We start from the raw sequence: 15206 nt of genomic DNA, 5'->3' as shown, positions 1-15206 counted from the left end.
GCCATGTTCTGCTGGCCCATTCCGAGGCGAGTGAACGGGCTTTATCCGGAAGCGCCCCGCGAACCGATTACGGGCGGATTAAGAGAGCGACAGACAGGTCAGGCCGCGCCCAAGGAATGGCGCCGCAGCGACCAGCCACACCGCCTCATCAGGGCGTTTCGCTGCCTGCGTCAGCGCAGCACGACCGCCGCGCCATCGTCCTGCGGCGCGCCACCCTTACCGATCCGGGCGAGCTCCTCGCCGAAGCGGGCCGCGATCGCCAGCCGGAAATGCAGCGGGTCCCAGTAATTGGCGTCCTGCGAGGTGATCGGCGAGGCATGGGCGTAGTCGACCACCGCCGCACCTTGGCGGCGCGCCAGCGCAGCGATCTCGGCTTTGCAGCGGGCATAGCGCTGCCAGGCAGCCGAACCCTCGCGCGGATAGGCCATCAGATGGGCGGGCGGCAGGACCAGCATCACCTGCGTGGTCTTGGGGAGGGCCGCGATGTTCTCTTCCAGCCATGACAAGGCCGGGAATCGCCAGCCTGCGCTCTCGGCCGGGGCGACGGCCGCCGGTGGCGACAGAGGCGCAAGGTCGGGAATGACCCCGCCATTGCTGGCATAGATGTGCCAGCGCGCCCGGGCAAGATCGTAGCTCCCCTCCGGCGGCGTGAAGACCTCGTAGCCGTCGCCGCGGATGCGTTCGCGCGACCAGCCAAGCCGATGGGCCATGAGCCGGCCAGCGATCTCCAGGTTGGTCAGATTGAGGAGCTTGGGCCAGTCGCTCCAGCCGACCTCGCGGGACAGCCATGCGGGCACCGGGCGCGGCGTCAGGCGCTTGGTCTCATCGGTGGCGTCGGCCTCGCACCAGGTCGTGTCGATGCCCCAGATCAGGCGTTTCGGCGCCGAGACATGCTCCCGGACGAGCCGCGCCATCTGCGTCTGCTCCCAGGGCGTCGCAGCGTTCATCGCGAGATTGACGAAGCGGGCATCAAGACCGCGCGAGAGGAGTTCGGGATCGAGCAGGCGCATCGTCGAGGTGCCGATCACCGCCGCGTCGAAGCGCCCGGAGCGGACGAGCTGCGGGTACATGAAGCGCTGGTTGATATCCATGATCGGCCGCGCCGCCTGCCCGGCATGGACGCGCATGCCGAAGGGGTCGAGCACCGCGACGAAGGCGAAGAGCAGGCCGGCACTGATCGCCGCCGCCCCGACAAACCATCGCGACCACTTGTTCCAGGCTTTCGCCATTCCCGCCTTCCGCTCCGACGCCTGATCCAACCGAGACGCGGCCACCGATGAGCCGGCGGCGGCGCGGCGTCCTCATCGCACAGGCCGGCGCTTCGTCACAACGCGAAAGGCACGGCCGCATGGCCGCAGGCCACCGAACATGGCAGAGAAGGCCGATGATGCCAGGCCGCGTCCACCACCCCATCAGCCTGCTGCAAGGGCTTGCCGTGCTGCTGCTCGGCCTCGTGTTGTCCGCCCCGGCGCAGGCGGCGGAGGAGCCGATGCCGGCCTCGTCGGGCATTCAGGATGCGCTCTGCAAGCTGATCGACGATGCGGCGAGAGCCGAGGGCGTACCCGCCGCCTTCCTGACCCGGTTGATCTTCCAGGAATCGAGCTTCCGGCCAGGCGTCACCAGCCCGGCCGGCGCGCAGGGCGTCGCCCAGTTCATGCCCGGGACGGCGCGCGAGCTCGGCCTGATCGACCCGTTCGACCCCGAACAGGCCGTGCCCAAGGCGGCGCATTTCCTGGCGGAACTGCGCGACCGCTTCGGCAATTGGGGCCTTGCAGCGGCCGCTTACAATGGCGGGCCGAACCGCGTCGCGGGCTGGCTTGCGGCGCGCAAAGCCGGACAGACGCGCTTCCTGCCGAGCGAGACCGAGAACTACGTCCTCGCCATCACCGGCCGGACCGCGGACGACTGGGCCGAAGAGGCGATCGACCGCGCCAATGGCGACGGGCGCTCGCCGCCCATACCACCGGCGACCAGCGACGGCGATCCGCAGGCGAGTTGCGCGCCGACGCTCGTGGCGATCCGTCAGTCGCGCCCTGCCCTGCCCGCGATCGCGGAAGCGCCCTTCGCGCCCTGGGGCGTGCAGCTCGCCGGCAATTTCTCGAAGGCACGGGCGCTCGCCACATTCCAGCGAGCCGGCGCACGCCATCGCGCGATCATTGGGACGCTGCCGCCGATGGTGATCGGAACACGCCTGCGCAGCCGCGGCACGCGCGCCTTCTACAGGGTGCGCCTGCCGGCGGCGACGCGCGCCGAGGCCGCCGCCTTATGCCGCCGCATCCAGGCGGATCGCGGCGCCTGCGTCGTGCTTAGAAGCTGACGGCTCGGGAGCGATGTTGCATGCGCGCAACGCAGCACGGCAAAGCTCGACCGCTCCCGGCGATGTGATTGCGGCTGGATTGCACGACCCTGGGGAAGCTGACAGGACGTTGAGGAGACGTTGACTTTTCTGCGTCATTTTCGCGACCAGCCGTCCCGACCTGCCCGAGGTTCCTCCGATGATCCGCTCCACCCGCCTGGCCTTGCTCGCCGGCCTTGGCCTGCTCGCTCTGGGCTCCGCCGCCCGAGCCGAAATCGACCCTCTGACCCGCCAGCCGCTCGTCCAGTACGTGGACCCGGCCAAGGCGCAGGCTACCGCCATTCCGCGTGAGATCGTCGACTATCCGACGAAGCAGAGGCCCGGCACGATTGTGATCGATTCGACCGAGCGCCGGCTCTACTACGTCATGCCGGACGGCAAGGCGATGCGCTACGGCGTCGGCGTCGGCCGCCCCGGCTTCGACTGGGCGGGCACCCAGACCATCTCGCGCAAGCAGGAATGGCCGACCTGGACGCCGCCGGCCCAGATGCTGAAGCGCCGCCCCGACCTGCCGCGCTTCATGCCCGGCGGCCCGGACAACCCGATGGGCGCCCGCGCGCTTTATCTCGGCTCGACCCTTTACCGCATCCACGGCTCGAACGAGCCGGAGACGATCGGCCAGGCCGTATCCTCGGGCTGCATCCGCATGCTCAACGAGGACGTGATCGACCTCTACGAGCGCGCCAAGGTCGGCACCCGCGTCGTCGTCGCGCGCTGAGCCATCCAAGATATTCCGATGACAAGGCCGGCGGAAACGCCGGCCTTTATCGTTGGAGCGGTATCGCCTGCTTGGCCATGGTGCCGATGCCTGACTAAGCTGCCGAGCGGCCCGCATGAGGAGCGAGGCCCGCACGGCTTGCGGCAGGGGGCAGGAATGGAACTGGCATCGCTCAACACAGCAGCACTGACCGCCGAAATGATACGACGCGACGCGGCCGACCCGCTGCGGCATCTGCGAGAGCGTTTTCATGTCCCCGCCGGCATGGTCTATCTCGCCGGCAATTCGCTCGGCCCGGCACCGGTCGCCGCCTTCCGCGACATGGAAGCCGCGATGCGGCAGGAATGGGCGGAAGGGCTGGTGAAGAGCTGGAACGATGCCGGCTGGTTCGCGCTGGTCGGCACGCTGGGCGACCGGCTCGGCCGTCTGGTCGGCGCCGCGCCCGGCCAGACCGTGGCCTGCGATTCCGTCTCCGTGAACATCTACAAGGCCCTGCACGCCGCGCTGGCCTTGCGCCCCGGCCGCAACGCGATCGTGGCCGAGGGCGGCAGCTTCCCGACTGATCTCTATGTCGCCGAAGGGGTGGTCGCGGGGAGGCCCGATCTCGCCCTGAAGCTTGAAGGCGTCGATGCCGCGAGGATCGAAGACCTGATCGACGAGGACACCGCGGTCGTGCTGGTCAACCATGTCGACTACAAGACCGGCACCCTGCGCGACATGGCCGCGCTGACCCGGCTGATCCACGACAAGGGCGCGATCGCGGTCTGGGACCTCTGCCACAGCGCCGGCGTCGTGCCGGTCGATCTCGATGGCGCGAAGGCCGATCTCGCGGTCGGCTGTACCTATAAATACCTGAACTGCGGCCCCGGCGCGCCGGCCTTCATCTATGCGGCGGCACGCCATCACGATGCCCTGAACCAACCGCTCTCAGGTTGGTGGGGCCATGCCGCGCCCTTCGCCTTCGAGCGCGGCTATCGGCCGGCGCGCGGCATCCAGCGCCTGCTCTGCGGCACCCAGCCGATCCTCTCGATGCGCGCGATCGATGCCGGGCTCGGCGCGATCGAGGACGTCCCGCTCTCTGCGCTTCGGGCCAAGAGCCTCGCCCTGACCGATCTGTTCATCGAACTAGTCGAGCCCGTCTGCCAGGCCCATGGTGCCACGATCGTGACGCCGCGCGACCATGCCGCGCGCGGCAGCCAGGTCTCGATCGCCTTCGAGAGCGGCTTTGCCGTGGTCCAGGCCCTGATCGCACGCGGCGTGATCGGCGATTTCCGGGCGCCGGACATCATGCGCTTCGGCTTTGCGCCGGCCTATCTCGGCCATGCCGACGTCCAGCGTGCCGCCGAGGCCTTCAGCGAGGTCCTGACCAGCGGGCTGTGGCGCGACGAGCGCTATATCAAGCGCCGCGCGGTCACCTGACGGGAGCGGCTCAGCGCTTCCGCTCGCGCGACAGGCCCTTCTCGGCCAGCGCCGCGAGATAGACGCGCATCTTCTCCTCGCCCTGCTCGCCGAGTTCGCGCAGGTAGTCCCAAGCGTAGATGCCGGTCTCGTGCATGTCGTCGAAGCCGAGCCTGACGGCGTAGTGGCCGACCGGCTCGACCCGGAGGATCTCGACCTCGGCCTTGCCGGGAACGATGGTCTTCTGGCTGGGATGGTGGCCCTGGACCTCGGCCGAGGGGCTTTCGACGCGCAGCAGCTCGGCCGGCAGTGCGAAGCTCGCGCCGTCCTCGAAGGCGACGTGCAGCGTTCGGCGGTCCTTGGAGAGGCGCAGTTCGGTCGGCCAGGATGACATGGGCGGTATTCGTCCTTCGCAGGCTACCATGATCAGGCGCTTGACCTTCACGGGCGTAGTGCCAATGTCATGCTATAGCAATGTGAAGGCGCGCCCGCATCCTGCGCGGACCGGCCGCTCCACAATGCGGGAACGTGAGGCAGACGTGCTGCTCGACGACATGAAGCCGCTGACGCGGTCGCCCCTGGTCGACCCGTTCGGCCGCAAGATTTCCTATCTGCGCATCTCGGTGACGGATCGCTGCGATTTCCGCTGCGTCTATTGCATGTCCGAGGACATGAAGTTCCTGCCGCGCAAGGAACTGCTGACGCTGGAAGAGCTCGACCGGATCGCCAGCGCCTTCGTCGCGCGCGGCACCCGCAAACTGCGCCTGACAGGCGGCGAGCCGCTGGTGCGCCGCGACATCATGAGCCTGTTCCGCTCGCTCTCGCGCCATCTCACCTCGGGCGCGCTGGACGAATTGACGCTGACGACCAACGGCTCGCTTTTACATCGCTATGCCGCCGAGCTCGCCGGCTATGGCGTACGCCGCATCAACGTCTCGATCGATACGCTCGACCCCGACAAGTTCCGTGAAATCACCCGCCGGGGCGATCTCAAGGTCGTGCTCGACGGCATCGAGGCGGCGCGCAAGGCCGGCATGCGGGTCAAGATCAACGCAGTGGCGCTCAAGGGCGTCAACGACGACGAGATCGAGCACCTGATGCTGTGGTCGCACGGGCTCGGCATGGACCTGACCCTGATCGAGGTCATGCCAATGGGCGAGATCGAGGCCGGCCGCGTCGACCAGTACCTGCCGCTCTCGGTGGTGCGCGGGCGCCTGATGGACAAGTACACGCTCGTCGACGACCCCTACCGCACCGGCGGGCCGGCGCGCTATGTCCGCGTCAAGGAGACCGGCGGGCTCGTCGGCTTCATCACGCCGCTGACCCATAATTTCTGCGAGAGCTGCAACCGCGTGCGTCTGACCTGCACCGGCACTCTCTATATGTGCCTCGGCCAGGAGGACGCCGCTGACCTGCGCGCCCCGGTCCGGGCCTCGCAGGACGACACCCTGCTCTTCCGCGCCATGGACGAGGCGATCGCGCGCAAGCCGAAGGGGCACGATTTCATCATCGACCGCCGCCATAACGGCCCGGCCGTCGGGCGACACATGAGCGTGACCGGCGGCTGAGCGCCGCTCCACACCGGCACTCGCTTGACCCTCCGGCCGAATGCGGTCACCGTCCGCCGCGACGGGTGGAGTTGCATGCGGTCACAGTTCAAGGCGATGGCCCGCCGGATCAAAGCGGCCGCGAGCGCGATCGATGATGCCATCAGGCAGACCCATGCGGCGCGGCTCGCCATCATGGCTGCGAAGCTGCGGCGCGCCCTGCCCCTGATCGCCATGCTGCTTCTCGCGACACTGCTGCTCTGCCTGTTCCTGGCCTGGTCCTCGGCGCGCGGTGTCTTCCTGGTGCTATCGCCGGCCTCCCCGACCGGAATCATGTCCTGCATCGCCGCTGTCGTCGCCGGGATCGCGGTGCTCGAGCTCTGCGCGGCCTTCGCCATCACCATCATGACCGCGGCCCTGCAACTCGCCTACGATACGGGGCGCCACTGCGTGCTCGCCCTGCTGGCCCTCGCGAGCGCGCTGGGACTCGCGTTGATGGTCTTGCACCTGTCTGCCGAGGGAATGCCGGCTCTTGCCGGTTCGCTCTTGCCCACACTCAGCCTCTGCGGGCTCATCGTGCTGACGCTCTGGTTCAAGCGCGCCTATCTCCGCCCGGCCTATCCCGGCTTCCGCGATTTCTGGGCCGATATCGTCGAGGCCCGCCATTTCCTGATGCGAGCCGCCCATGGCGAATGACGACGGCGCAACATCGCGGGTCGTCCGGATGACGCCTGCTCCGACCGCTCATCATCTGGCCGAGTCGGTCAAGGCCGGGCATCACGGCGCCAGTGACGCGGTCGAGAACCAGCCGCCGGCGCATGCGACGATGCTGTCGCAGACCGAGCAGACGCTGATCGCCCGGGCGCGCGAGCATTTCGCCACGCTGCGGCAGGAGGCGGCGGCAAGCCTCAACGCCATCCAGGCCGAGATCGTCAGCCGGCGCGAGCTGTTCACGCAGCAGCGCTTCGAGGGCCGCGTGCGCGGCGTCGAGGCGACCATGCGCGCGATGCTGAGCAAGCATGGCGGCGAGCTGGAGCAGCGCGTCTACGACGCGCTCCGGGCCAAGCGCGAATACGCTTTCTTCAATTACGAGAACAAGCGCCGGGCCGACCCCAAGCTCGACAAGTGGCAGTTCATCCTGTTCTTCCTGGTCGTGCCGCTGGTGATCGAGAGCCTGCTCAACGGCAACTTCTTCGCCGAAGCCAGCGATTTCGGCCTGGTCGGCGGCGCTGCGACCGCCGTCATCATCTCCGCGCTCAACGTCGCGCTTGGCTTCTTCATGGGTGTGGGTCCGGCGCGCTACTGCCAGCATGTGAAGAGCTCGCACCTGTTCTGGGCGCTGCCGGCCTATGCCGGAATGATTGCGCTGATCGTGCTGTTCAATCTCGCGGTCGGACACTACCGGGAGATGCTGATCGCCAATCCGGATGCGCGCTCCTTCCAGGTCATGCCGCGCATGATGGAAAACCCCTTCGCGATCTACGACATCAAGTCGGTCGCGCTGGTCATCATCGGCTGCCTCGTCGCCTTCGTCTCGGCGACGAAGGGCTATACCGCCTTCGGCACCTATCCCGGCCATGCCACCGCCTACAAGCGCTGGCGCCAGCGCTGGAGTGCAGTCGAGGAAGAGCGGCGCCGGCTCGACGCCGAATTGCTGCCGGAGCTGGAGGCGATCCGCACCCAGGTCGACGGCTTCCGCGAGGATTGCCGCGACGAACTCGGCAAGCTGCAGGGCGTGAAGGCGGCGGCCGAGAAGGCGCGCGACCTCTATCTCTCGCGGCTGGGGCAACTGCGGGCCGCCAAGGACGCCGCGATGATGCAGTATCGCGAGGCCAATCTCCGGGTTCGCACCGATCTCGCCCCGGCCTATTTCACGCAATCGCTCAATCTCGCCGAGATCGACCAGCCGGCGGAGCTGCCGGAATATGTCGCGGCGCGGCGCCAGATCGATGATTTCGAGCAGCAGCTCACCAGCATGCCGGCCCTGATCGAGGCCAAGCTCCGGGATCGACTGGTGCTACTGCGCGGCATCGATCTCGCCGGCGAGATCGAGCAGGTGAAGCTCAGGGCGGCACAGGCCGGGCGCGAAGCCTTCGAGCAGGACGAAGCGGCGCAGAAGCAGGCGGCGGAGGATTTCGCCGCAATGAAGCGCTAAAGGCTGACGGATGAAGACCGAGAACTGGGCGATCGTCGCCTCCGTGCTCGCCGGGCTTGGCCTTGTCGGCTTCTTCGCGGCGCCTTCCCTGCTGCGCGGCCCGCCGCGCGACCAGGAGACCCTGTGCCCGAAGACCGGGCCTGTCGGGCATACCATCATCCTTGTCGACAAGAGCGATCCGTGGAGCGAGGTGCAGGCGAAGCGATTGAAGACGCTGGTCAACCAGGTCGGCGATGAATTGCCGACCGACCGGATGCTCTCGATCTACGTCTTCAACGACGTGTTCGAGCCCGGCTTCCCGTCGCTGGTCTCGCTCTGCAATCCCGGCAAGACCGCGAGCGAGCTGATCGGCAATCCGCGGCGCGAATACGTCAAATGGGTCGAAAAATTCGGCCGGCCGCTCGATGAGGCGCTGACCGTGCTGACGCAGCCCGGCAAGGGCAACCAGTCGCCGATCGTCGAGGCGATCGGGGATGTCGCCTCGCGTCGCGAGAACCGCGTCCCGACCGGCGACCGCAAGATCATGCTCGTCTCCGACATGCTGCAGAACTCGAACCAGTTCACGATGTTCGGCAATGCCGCCGGCGCGCGTGACCCGGAGCGCCTGCGGCGCCTGCTCGGAAAGGTCTGGCAGGATTCGGGCGCCTCGGGCTGGGAGCTGAGCGTGCATCAGGTCCAGGGCGTGTACGACGCGGCGCGGCTCGAACAGGCGGCCACGTTGTGGAAGCAGGCGTTCCAGAAGCTGAGTATCAACGTGGGCTGGGATCGGTTGTAGAGCAGCACCGTCATCCCGTGCGCGGTGCAGCGCGAAGCGGTGCGCCGCAGACACGGCACCGCATGACGAAAAGGCGCCTTCTTCGGAGAACGGTCCCGTGTCTGCGCAGCGGCATTGCATGCCGCAGCGCGCACGGGATGACACGCGTCAGAGCCGATACGCCATCCGCACGCCGCCCCAATGACGCCCCCGGACGCGCAGCGGCGCGTTGACCTCGCTCAGCAATTCGCTGCGGCCGTCCTCGCTCTCGTGCCGGCTGACCTGGACGAGGAAGGGCCGGATCGAGCGACCGGCGCTAAGGCCTGCACGGCTGTCGATGATGCGCCGGTTGCGAGCATAGGCCGCATTCCAGGCGGGATCACCGGTGCGCTGCGGCAGGGACCATGTCGGGTGATGAACCGGCACATAGCCGTTGCGGTCGCTCGGCAGGGCGAAGACCAGGCGCGGATCGGAAGCAAGCGTGCCGGCCAGCAGTGGCGGCAGGACGGCTTCCAGCGCGGGTAGGCTGGGGCTCAGGTATTGCCTCGGCTCGCTGTCGAGCACCGGGACGTAACGCAGGTCGAAGAGATCGTTCTCGGAAAGCAGGCCCCGCTCGATCGCCTTCTCCATCGCGCCCGAGACCTCGCGGGCGAAATCCTGGGCGCGCTCGATCAGCGGGCGGTAGGAGCGCTCGATCTCCTCGATCATGCCCGCCAGCGCGCCGCAGCCGGCGGCGGCATCGCCCGCGAAGGCGAGGTGCAGGCCGAGATCGCTGGCGCCCGTCATGCGGCACGGCAGCGGCGGCAGGCCCTCGATCGTGACCACGCCTGCACCGCCGGTCGGCAGCCGGACCTGCGACGAGCCGGCCAGCAAGGCGCCGCCGCGGCCGAGATCGACCAGCCGACCGGGCACATCGACGCTGCCGATAACGAGATGCGCCTTGCGCGCCGTCGGGAAGCGGTCGAAACGGCGCCGGTCGGCGAAGGCCGAGTGGCGCAGCACGGGCTTGAAGCGCCTGAGCATGTTGCCGACGAGGCGGCTGCCCTTCTGCGTCGCCCGCCGGGCGCGTTCACTCTCTGCGACCGTATCATGGGCGATGCGGTCGATCTCGTCGGCGCGCCGTGCGACGCCCTCGACGAAAAGAGCCGCTTCCCGCGCATTGCGCGAGAGCTCCGCGGTGGAGCTTGCCTGTTCCTGCGAAGCGCGCCCGATCGTCACCATGATCGGATTGACGTCGCGTACGATCTGCAAGGTGTCGTTGACGATGCCGGTCGAGCCCTGCGCGGCACGTGTCAGACGGTCGACGCGCTCGCGGATATGGCCGACGGCCTCGCTGACCTCGACCGAAAGGGACTTCACCTCATGCGCGACGACGCCGAAGCCGCGGCCGGCCTCGCCGGCACGAGCAGCCTCGATCGCGGCGTTGAGCGCGAGAAGATTGGTCTGGCGGGCGATCTCGGCGATCGAATCGACGATGCCCCTGATCTCGCCGGTCGCGACGGCGAGGCCATCCAGCATCAGCGCCGCCTCGCCGGCGCGTGACACGGCGGCGTCGAGCTTGTCGCGGACATCGACCATCGCGCCGTCGACCTGCTCGGCAGCCTGCGAGACCTGATGGGTCGCGGCGGCCAAGGCGGACGCGTTCTCGCTGGCGGCACCGACGGCCATGCGCATGCTGCCGGCATTCTCCAGAATGGTGCGCGAACCGCTCTCGGATTCGGCCGAGCGTTGCTCGACCTCGCCCAACTCCTTCGTCAATCGCTGCATCGCGAGCAGGATGTCGCGTTCGATATCGTCGATGGCGTCATGGGCAGAGGGATCATAAGGCAGGATCGCGGCCGGCCGGGGCGTAGCCGCCGCCGGAAGCGGCGCCGCGGGGATGTCCTCCACCGCATGTCCGGCGCCCAGCCAGCGTCGTATCCTGCCTCGCATCCCCAGCCCAGTCTCACCATAGGTCAAGTCTTGCGTCCGGTTATGGTCCGGGCCCGTTAACAAAGGCTTCCACGCCGCCGCACGTCGCCCTTGCCGGAGACGCATTGGACCCCCGCCGCCAGCCCCTGTATGGCTGGGTCTCACGCGCCATCGGGACAGGCAGCCATGAGCCAGCACAGCTATGACGTCATCGTCGCGGGCGTCGGTGCCATGGGGTCCGCCGCCTGCTGGCATCTGGCGCAGCGCGGGCTCAAGGTGCTCGGGCTGGAGCGCTTCGATCTCGGCCATGCGATGGGCTCGTCCCACGGGCTCACCCGCATCATCCGCCTCGCCTATTTCGAGGGCTCGCATTACGTGCCGATCGTGAAGCGGGCGCACGAGTTGTGGGCGCAGACCGGCGAGCAGGCCGGCATGAAGCTGCTCCACGTTACGGGCTCGCTCGATCTGGCCCCGAAAGGTGGCGGGCCAGTCGAATCCTCGCTGCAATCCTGCCTCGACCACGGACTGAAGCACGAAGTGCTGGAAGGCTCCGAGGTGACGCGGCGCTTCCCGGCGTTCCAGCTCCCGGAAGGACATATCGGCCTGTGGCAGCAGGATGGCGGCTTCGTCGCCTCGGAGAAGGCGATCTATGCCCATGTCGGGCTGGCGCAATCGCGCGGCGCCGAGATCCGCACCAACGAGCCCCTGCTCGACTGGACGCCGACGGCGCAGGGCGGCGTGATCGTCCGCACCGAGCGCGGCACCTATTCCGCCGGGCGGCTTATCATCACCTCGGGCGGCTGGATCGCCGACGCGGTGCCGGCGCTCGCCAGGCAGGTCAACACGGTGAAGCAGACGATCGGCTGGTTCACGACGCGCCGGCCGGAGCTGTTCCGCGAAGGCGCCTTCCCGGTCTTCATCCTCAGCGTCGAGGAAGGCAATTTCTACGGCTTCCCGCTCTACGAGCACCCCGGCTTCAAGCTCGGCGGCCCGCATTTCGGGCGCGAGCCGATGGACCCGCGCGACCCCGACCGGACGCCAAGCGCCGCCCAGGTCGCACGCATCCGCGAATGCCTGGCGCGCTATATCCCCGATGCCGCCGGCGAACCGCTGACAGTGAAGGGCTGCATCTACACGGTCTCGCCGGACGAAGGCTTCATTATCGACACGGTGCCGGGTGTGCCGCAGGCGGTCTTTGCCTCGGCCTGCTCGGGCCATGGCTTCAAGTTCGCCAGCGCGATCGGCGAGATCCTCGCCGACCTCTCGACCGTCGGGCAGTCCCCCTTCGACCTGAAACCGTTCTCGCTATCGCGCCTGCCGGCCTGAAGCCTTCCGAACTGGATTCCATCCCTTGGCCAGTGCAGCCGAAAACCGCCGCGGCATCATCTTCATGCTCGCGGCGATGTCGCTTTTCGTCGTCAACGACGTGTTCATGAAGCTCGCGCGCGAGACTTACCCAGCCGGACAGGCGATCGCGCTGAGGGCCTGCTTCGCGGTGGTGATCGGGTTCGCGCTCGTCTTCCTCGCCCGCGAGGGCGACCGGCTGCGCCTGGCGTTCCGTCCTCGCGTGCTGCAGCGCGGCGTCATCGAGGCCTTCGGCGCGCTGACCTTCGGCTGGTCGCTCGGATTAATGCCGCTCGCCAATCTCACCGCGATCAACATGGCCTCCCCGCTGCTGATCGTCGCGCTGGCGGTCCTGCTCGGCATGGAACGCGTCGGCTGGCGGCGGGTGGTGGCGCTGGCCGTCGGCTTCGTCGGCGTGCTCTGCGTGGTGCGCCCGGGTGCCGAATCCTTCAATGCCGCCGCGATCGTCGCCGTGATCAGCGCCATCCTCGTCGCCGGTCGGGACCTGACGACCCGCACCATCGGCGACGACGTGCCCTCGACCGTGGTGTCGCTGACCACGACCATTCTCGTCGGTGTCGTCGCCGTGGCCTATGGCTTCACCGAGCAGTGGCTGCCCATCTGGCGCGTGGAGACCATCTATGTCGGGCTCGCCGCAATCCTGGTCACGGCCGGCACCTTCTTCATCATCAGTGCCTTCCGGCGCACCGATGTCGGCGTGATCTCGCAATATCGCTACGCCATCGTCGTCTTCGCGACCGTGCTCGGCTATCTCGTCTGGGGCGACGTGCCGGACCTCTACGCCTTCATCGGCGTCGCGCTGATCGTCGGCAGCGGGCTCTATACCATGCACAGGCAGCGCGTGCGGCCCGATTCCAACCTGAAGCTCACCCGAAAGCCCGCGGCATGACCGGGGCTGCGGTCAAGCCCACGCTGGCGATTCTGGTCGCGATCTCGGCACTACAGCCGATCGCGCTCAACCTGCTCGCCCCGGCGACGCCTGCGCTCGCCCGGCATTTTTCCTCGAACTACGCCACGATCCAGCTCACGCTGACGCTGTTCCTGGTCGCCGTCGCCCTGACGCAGCTGGTGATCGGGCCGCTCTCCGACCGCTTCGGACGCCGCCCCTGCGTCAATGCCGGTACCGCCCTGTTCGTGCTGGGCTCGGTGCTTGGTGCGCTCGCCCCCACGACGCATGTCCTGCTGCTGGCGCGGGTGCTGGAAGGCGCCGGCGGCGGAGCTGTCTTCGCCCTGTCGCGTGCCATCATCCGCGACACCGCCGACCGCGACCATGCCGCGAGCCAGATCGCCACCGTCACCATGGTGATGGTGGTGGCGCCGATGATCGCGCCCTGGCTCGGCGGGCAGATCGAGACCGCCTTCGGCTGGCGCGCGATCTTCTGGCTCATGACATTGTTCGGCGCGGCCGTGCTCGTCTTCACGCTGGCGCGCCTGCCGGAGACGGCGCCCAATCTCGGCCAGCAGAGCTCGCTGCTCGGCATCTTCCGCGTCTTTCCGGAACTGGTGCGCAACCGCGACTTCATGCTGAACGTCGCGGCGGGCTCGTCGGCTTCGTCGGCCTTCTTCGTCTTCATCGCCGCAACGCCCTATATCGTCGTCGAAACGATGGGGCGCGGCTCGGACGTCTACGGCACCTATTTCATCCTGAACGCACTCGGCTACATGGTCGGCAATTTCGCGATGTCGCGGCTGGCGGTGCGCGTCGGCACCCAGACGATGGTGCGGCGCGGCCTGGTGATCTCCTTCGTCGGGACCGCGGTGGCGCTTGCCCTATCGTTCTCGTCCTGGTGGTCGCCGCTGACGCTGTTCCTGCCGCTGGCCCTCAACGCGGTCGGCAACGGCATGACGATTCCCGGCGCGACGGCCGAGGCGCTCTCGGCCCGGCCGGAGCTGGCAGGCTCGGCGGCCGGGCTACTGGGCGCCACCCAGCTCGGCTTCAGCGCGATACTCACCGTGCTGATCAGCTGGCTCGTGACGCTCTGGCCGCAATCGATGAACCTGTTCGTCTGGCTTCTGACGACGGCGGGCCTCGCCGCCGTCTATTTCGTGCGGAAGCATCCCGACCCGGCGGCCTGAGCGCGCCGGCTCGGCACGACCTCAACCTTCGAGACGGGCGATCAGGCTCGACGTATCCCAGCGATTGCCGCCCATCTTCTGGACCTCGGCATAGAACTGGTCGACCAGCGCGGTGACCGGGAGCTGCGCGCCATTGCGGCGGGCTTCGTCGAGGACGATGCCGAGATCCTTGCGCATCCAGTCGACGGCGAAGCCGAAATCGAACTTGTTCTGGTTCATGGTCTTGCCGCGGTTCTCCATCTGCCAGGAGCCGGCGGCGCCCTTGGAGATGACCTCGAGCATGGTCTCGACATCGAGCCCGGCGCGCTTGGCGAAATGGACGCCCTCGGACAGGCCCTGGACGAGGCCGGCGATGCAGATCTGGTTGACCATCTTGGTGAGCTGACCGGAACCGGCCGGGCCCATCAACTTGCACATGCGCGCGAAGCTCGCGATCACCGGCTCGACACGGGCATAGGTCTCGGGCTCGCCGCCGCACATCACGGTCAGCACGCCGTTCTCGGCGCCGGCCTGCCCGCCCGAGACGGGCGCATCGACGAAGCCGAAGCCGCCCTGCTTCGCAGCTTCATAAAGTTCACGCGCGACATTGGCGGAAGCCGTGGTGTGGTCGACGAAGACCGCGCCCTTCTCCATCCCGGCGAAGGCGCCGTTCTCACCCGTCGTCACCGAGCGCAGGTCGTCATCGTTGCCGACGCAGCAGAAGACGATCTCCTGGCCCCTGGCGGCATCGGCCGGGGTCGGCGCCGAGAGGCCGCCATGGCGCGAGACCCATCCCTGCGCCTTCGTCGGGTTGCGGTTGTAGACGGTGACCTCATGACCCTTGGCCTTGAGATGGCCGGCCATGGGGAACCCCATGACGCCGAGACCGATGAATGCGACTTTGGCCATGCCGAACTCCCGCTTTATCTCCGAAGATGGTCACGCTT

At 68.0% G+C, this 15206-nt stretch carries 14 protein-coding genes; 10 read left to right on the top strand and 4 right to left on the bottom strand.

Features of this window, described 5'->3' with window-relative positions:
- Nucleotides 1-170: 170 nt before the first annotated feature.
- Nucleotides 171-1229, bottom strand: coding sequence for a hypothetical protein (locus NUV79_RS14015; protein WP_257733705.1), 1059 nt, complete (start codon nt 1227-1229; stop codon nt 171-173).
- Nucleotides 1230-1384: 155 nt separating this feature from the next.
- Between NUV79_RS14015 and NUV79_RS14010 the strand changes: the two genes are divergently transcribed.
- From NUV79_RS14010 to kynU, 3 genes are all read left to right on the top strand, one after another.
- The gene (locus tag NUV79_RS14010) at nt 1385-2317 is read left to right on the top strand and encodes a lytic transglycosylase domain-containing protein (RefSeq protein ID WP_257733704.1); all 933 of its coding nucleotides are present in this window, start codon (nt 1385-1387) and stop codon (nt 2315-2317) included.
- Nucleotides 2318-2495: 178 nt separating this feature from the next.
- On the top strand, nt 2496-3074 hold the full coding sequence (locus tag NUV79_RS14005; protein ID WP_257733703.1) for a L,D-transpeptidase: 579 nt from the start codon (nt 2496-2498) through the stop codon (nt 3072-3074).
- Between the two features lie 156 nt (nt 3075-3230).
- The gene (kynU, locus tag NUV79_RS14000; protein ID WP_257733702.1) at nt 3231-4493 is read left to right on the top strand and encodes a kynureninase; all 1263 of its coding nucleotides are present in this window, start codon (nt 3231-3233) and stop codon (nt 4491-4493) included.
- Nucleotides 4494-4503: 10 nt separating this feature from the next.
- Here kynU and NUV79_RS13995 read toward each other — a convergent pair whose 3' ends face one another.
- A complete protein-coding gene (locus tag NUV79_RS13995) occupies nt 4504-4866 on the bottom strand; it encodes a gamma-butyrobetaine hydroxylase family protein (RefSeq protein ID WP_257733701.1) in 363 nt (120 codons plus the stop codon).
- 160 nt (nt 4867-5026) lie between these two features.
- Between NUV79_RS13995 and moaA the strand changes: the two genes are divergently transcribed.
- From moaA to NUV79_RS13975, 4 genes are all read left to right on the top strand, one after another.
- Complete coding sequence (gene moaA / locus NUV79_RS13990) at nt 5027-6040, top strand: GTP 3',8-cyclase MoaA (RefSeq protein ID WP_257733813.1); 1014 nt, start codon at nt 5027-5029, stop codon at nt 6038-6040.
- A 75-nt stretch (nt 6041-6115) separates the two neighbouring features.
- Nucleotides 6116-6715: a hypothetical protein gene (locus NUV79_RS13985; RefSeq protein ID WP_257733700.1), complete on the top strand. Its 600-nt coding sequence runs from the start codon at nt 6116-6118 to the stop codon at nt 6713-6715.
- Nucleotides 6705-8174, top strand: a complete 1470-nt coding sequence (locus tag NUV79_RS13980) for a hypothetical protein (protein WP_257733699.1) — start codon at nt 6705-6707, stop codon at nt 8172-8174. The genes NUV79_RS13985 and NUV79_RS13980 overlap by 11 nt, the downstream gene beginning before the upstream one ends.
- Before the next feature lie 10 nt (nt 8175-8184).
- Nucleotides 8185-8949: a hypothetical protein gene (locus NUV79_RS13975; RefSeq protein ID WP_257733698.1), complete on the top strand. Its 765-nt coding sequence runs from the start codon at nt 8185-8187 to the stop codon at nt 8947-8949.
- A 147-nt stretch (nt 8950-9096) separates the two neighbouring features.
- Here the strand turns inward: NUV79_RS13975 and NUV79_RS13970 are convergent, their stop codons facing one another.
- Nucleotides 9097-10818, bottom strand: coding sequence for a methyl-accepting chemotaxis protein (locus NUV79_RS13970; RefSeq protein WP_257733697.1), 1722 nt, complete (start codon nt 10816-10818; stop codon nt 9097-9099).
- Nucleotides 10819-11025: 207 nt separating this feature from the next.
- On the opposite strand from NUV79_RS13970, the gene solA reads away from it, so the two are divergent.
- From solA to NUV79_RS13955, 3 genes are read left to right on the top strand one after another with little or no spacing between them, the layout of a single operon-like run.
- Nucleotides 11026-12165 carry an N-methyl-L-tryptophan oxidase gene (gene solA, locus NUV79_RS13965; protein WP_257733696.1) on the top strand — a complete coding sequence of 380 codons (1140 nt, stop codon included), beginning with the start codon at nt 11026-11028 and terminating at the stop codon, nt 12163-12165.
- 25 nt (nt 12166-12190) lie between these two features.
- Nucleotides 12191-13093 carry a DMT family transporter gene (locus NUV79_RS13960; RefSeq protein WP_257733695.1) on the top strand — a complete coding sequence of 301 codons (903 nt, stop codon included), beginning with the start codon at nt 12191-12193 and terminating at the stop codon, nt 13091-13093.
- The gene (locus NUV79_RS13955; RefSeq protein ID WP_257733693.1) at nt 13090-14280 is read left to right on the top strand and encodes a multidrug effflux MFS transporter; all 1191 of its coding nucleotides are present in this window, start codon (nt 13090-13092) and stop codon (nt 14278-14280) included. The genes NUV79_RS13960 and NUV79_RS13955 overlap by 4 nt, the downstream gene beginning before the upstream one ends.
- 21 nt (nt 14281-14301) lie before the next feature.
- On the opposite strand, the gene NUV79_RS13950 is transcribed toward NUV79_RS13955, so the two are convergent.
- Nucleotides 14302-15168, bottom strand: coding sequence for an NAD(P)-dependent oxidoreductase (locus NUV79_RS13950; RefSeq protein ID WP_257733692.1), 867 nt, complete (start codon nt 15166-15168; stop codon nt 14302-14304).
- Between the last annotated feature and the right edge of the window lie 38 nt (nt 15169-15206).

Source organism: Allobosea sp. 47.2.35 (assembly GCF_024655635.1).
Taxonomy (GTDB): domain Bacteria; phylum Pseudomonadota; class Alphaproteobacteria; order Rhizobiales; family Beijerinckiaceae; genus Allobosea.
Note: the sequence above shows the minus strand (reverse complement) of the source record. Positions and strands in the feature narration are given on the sequence as shown.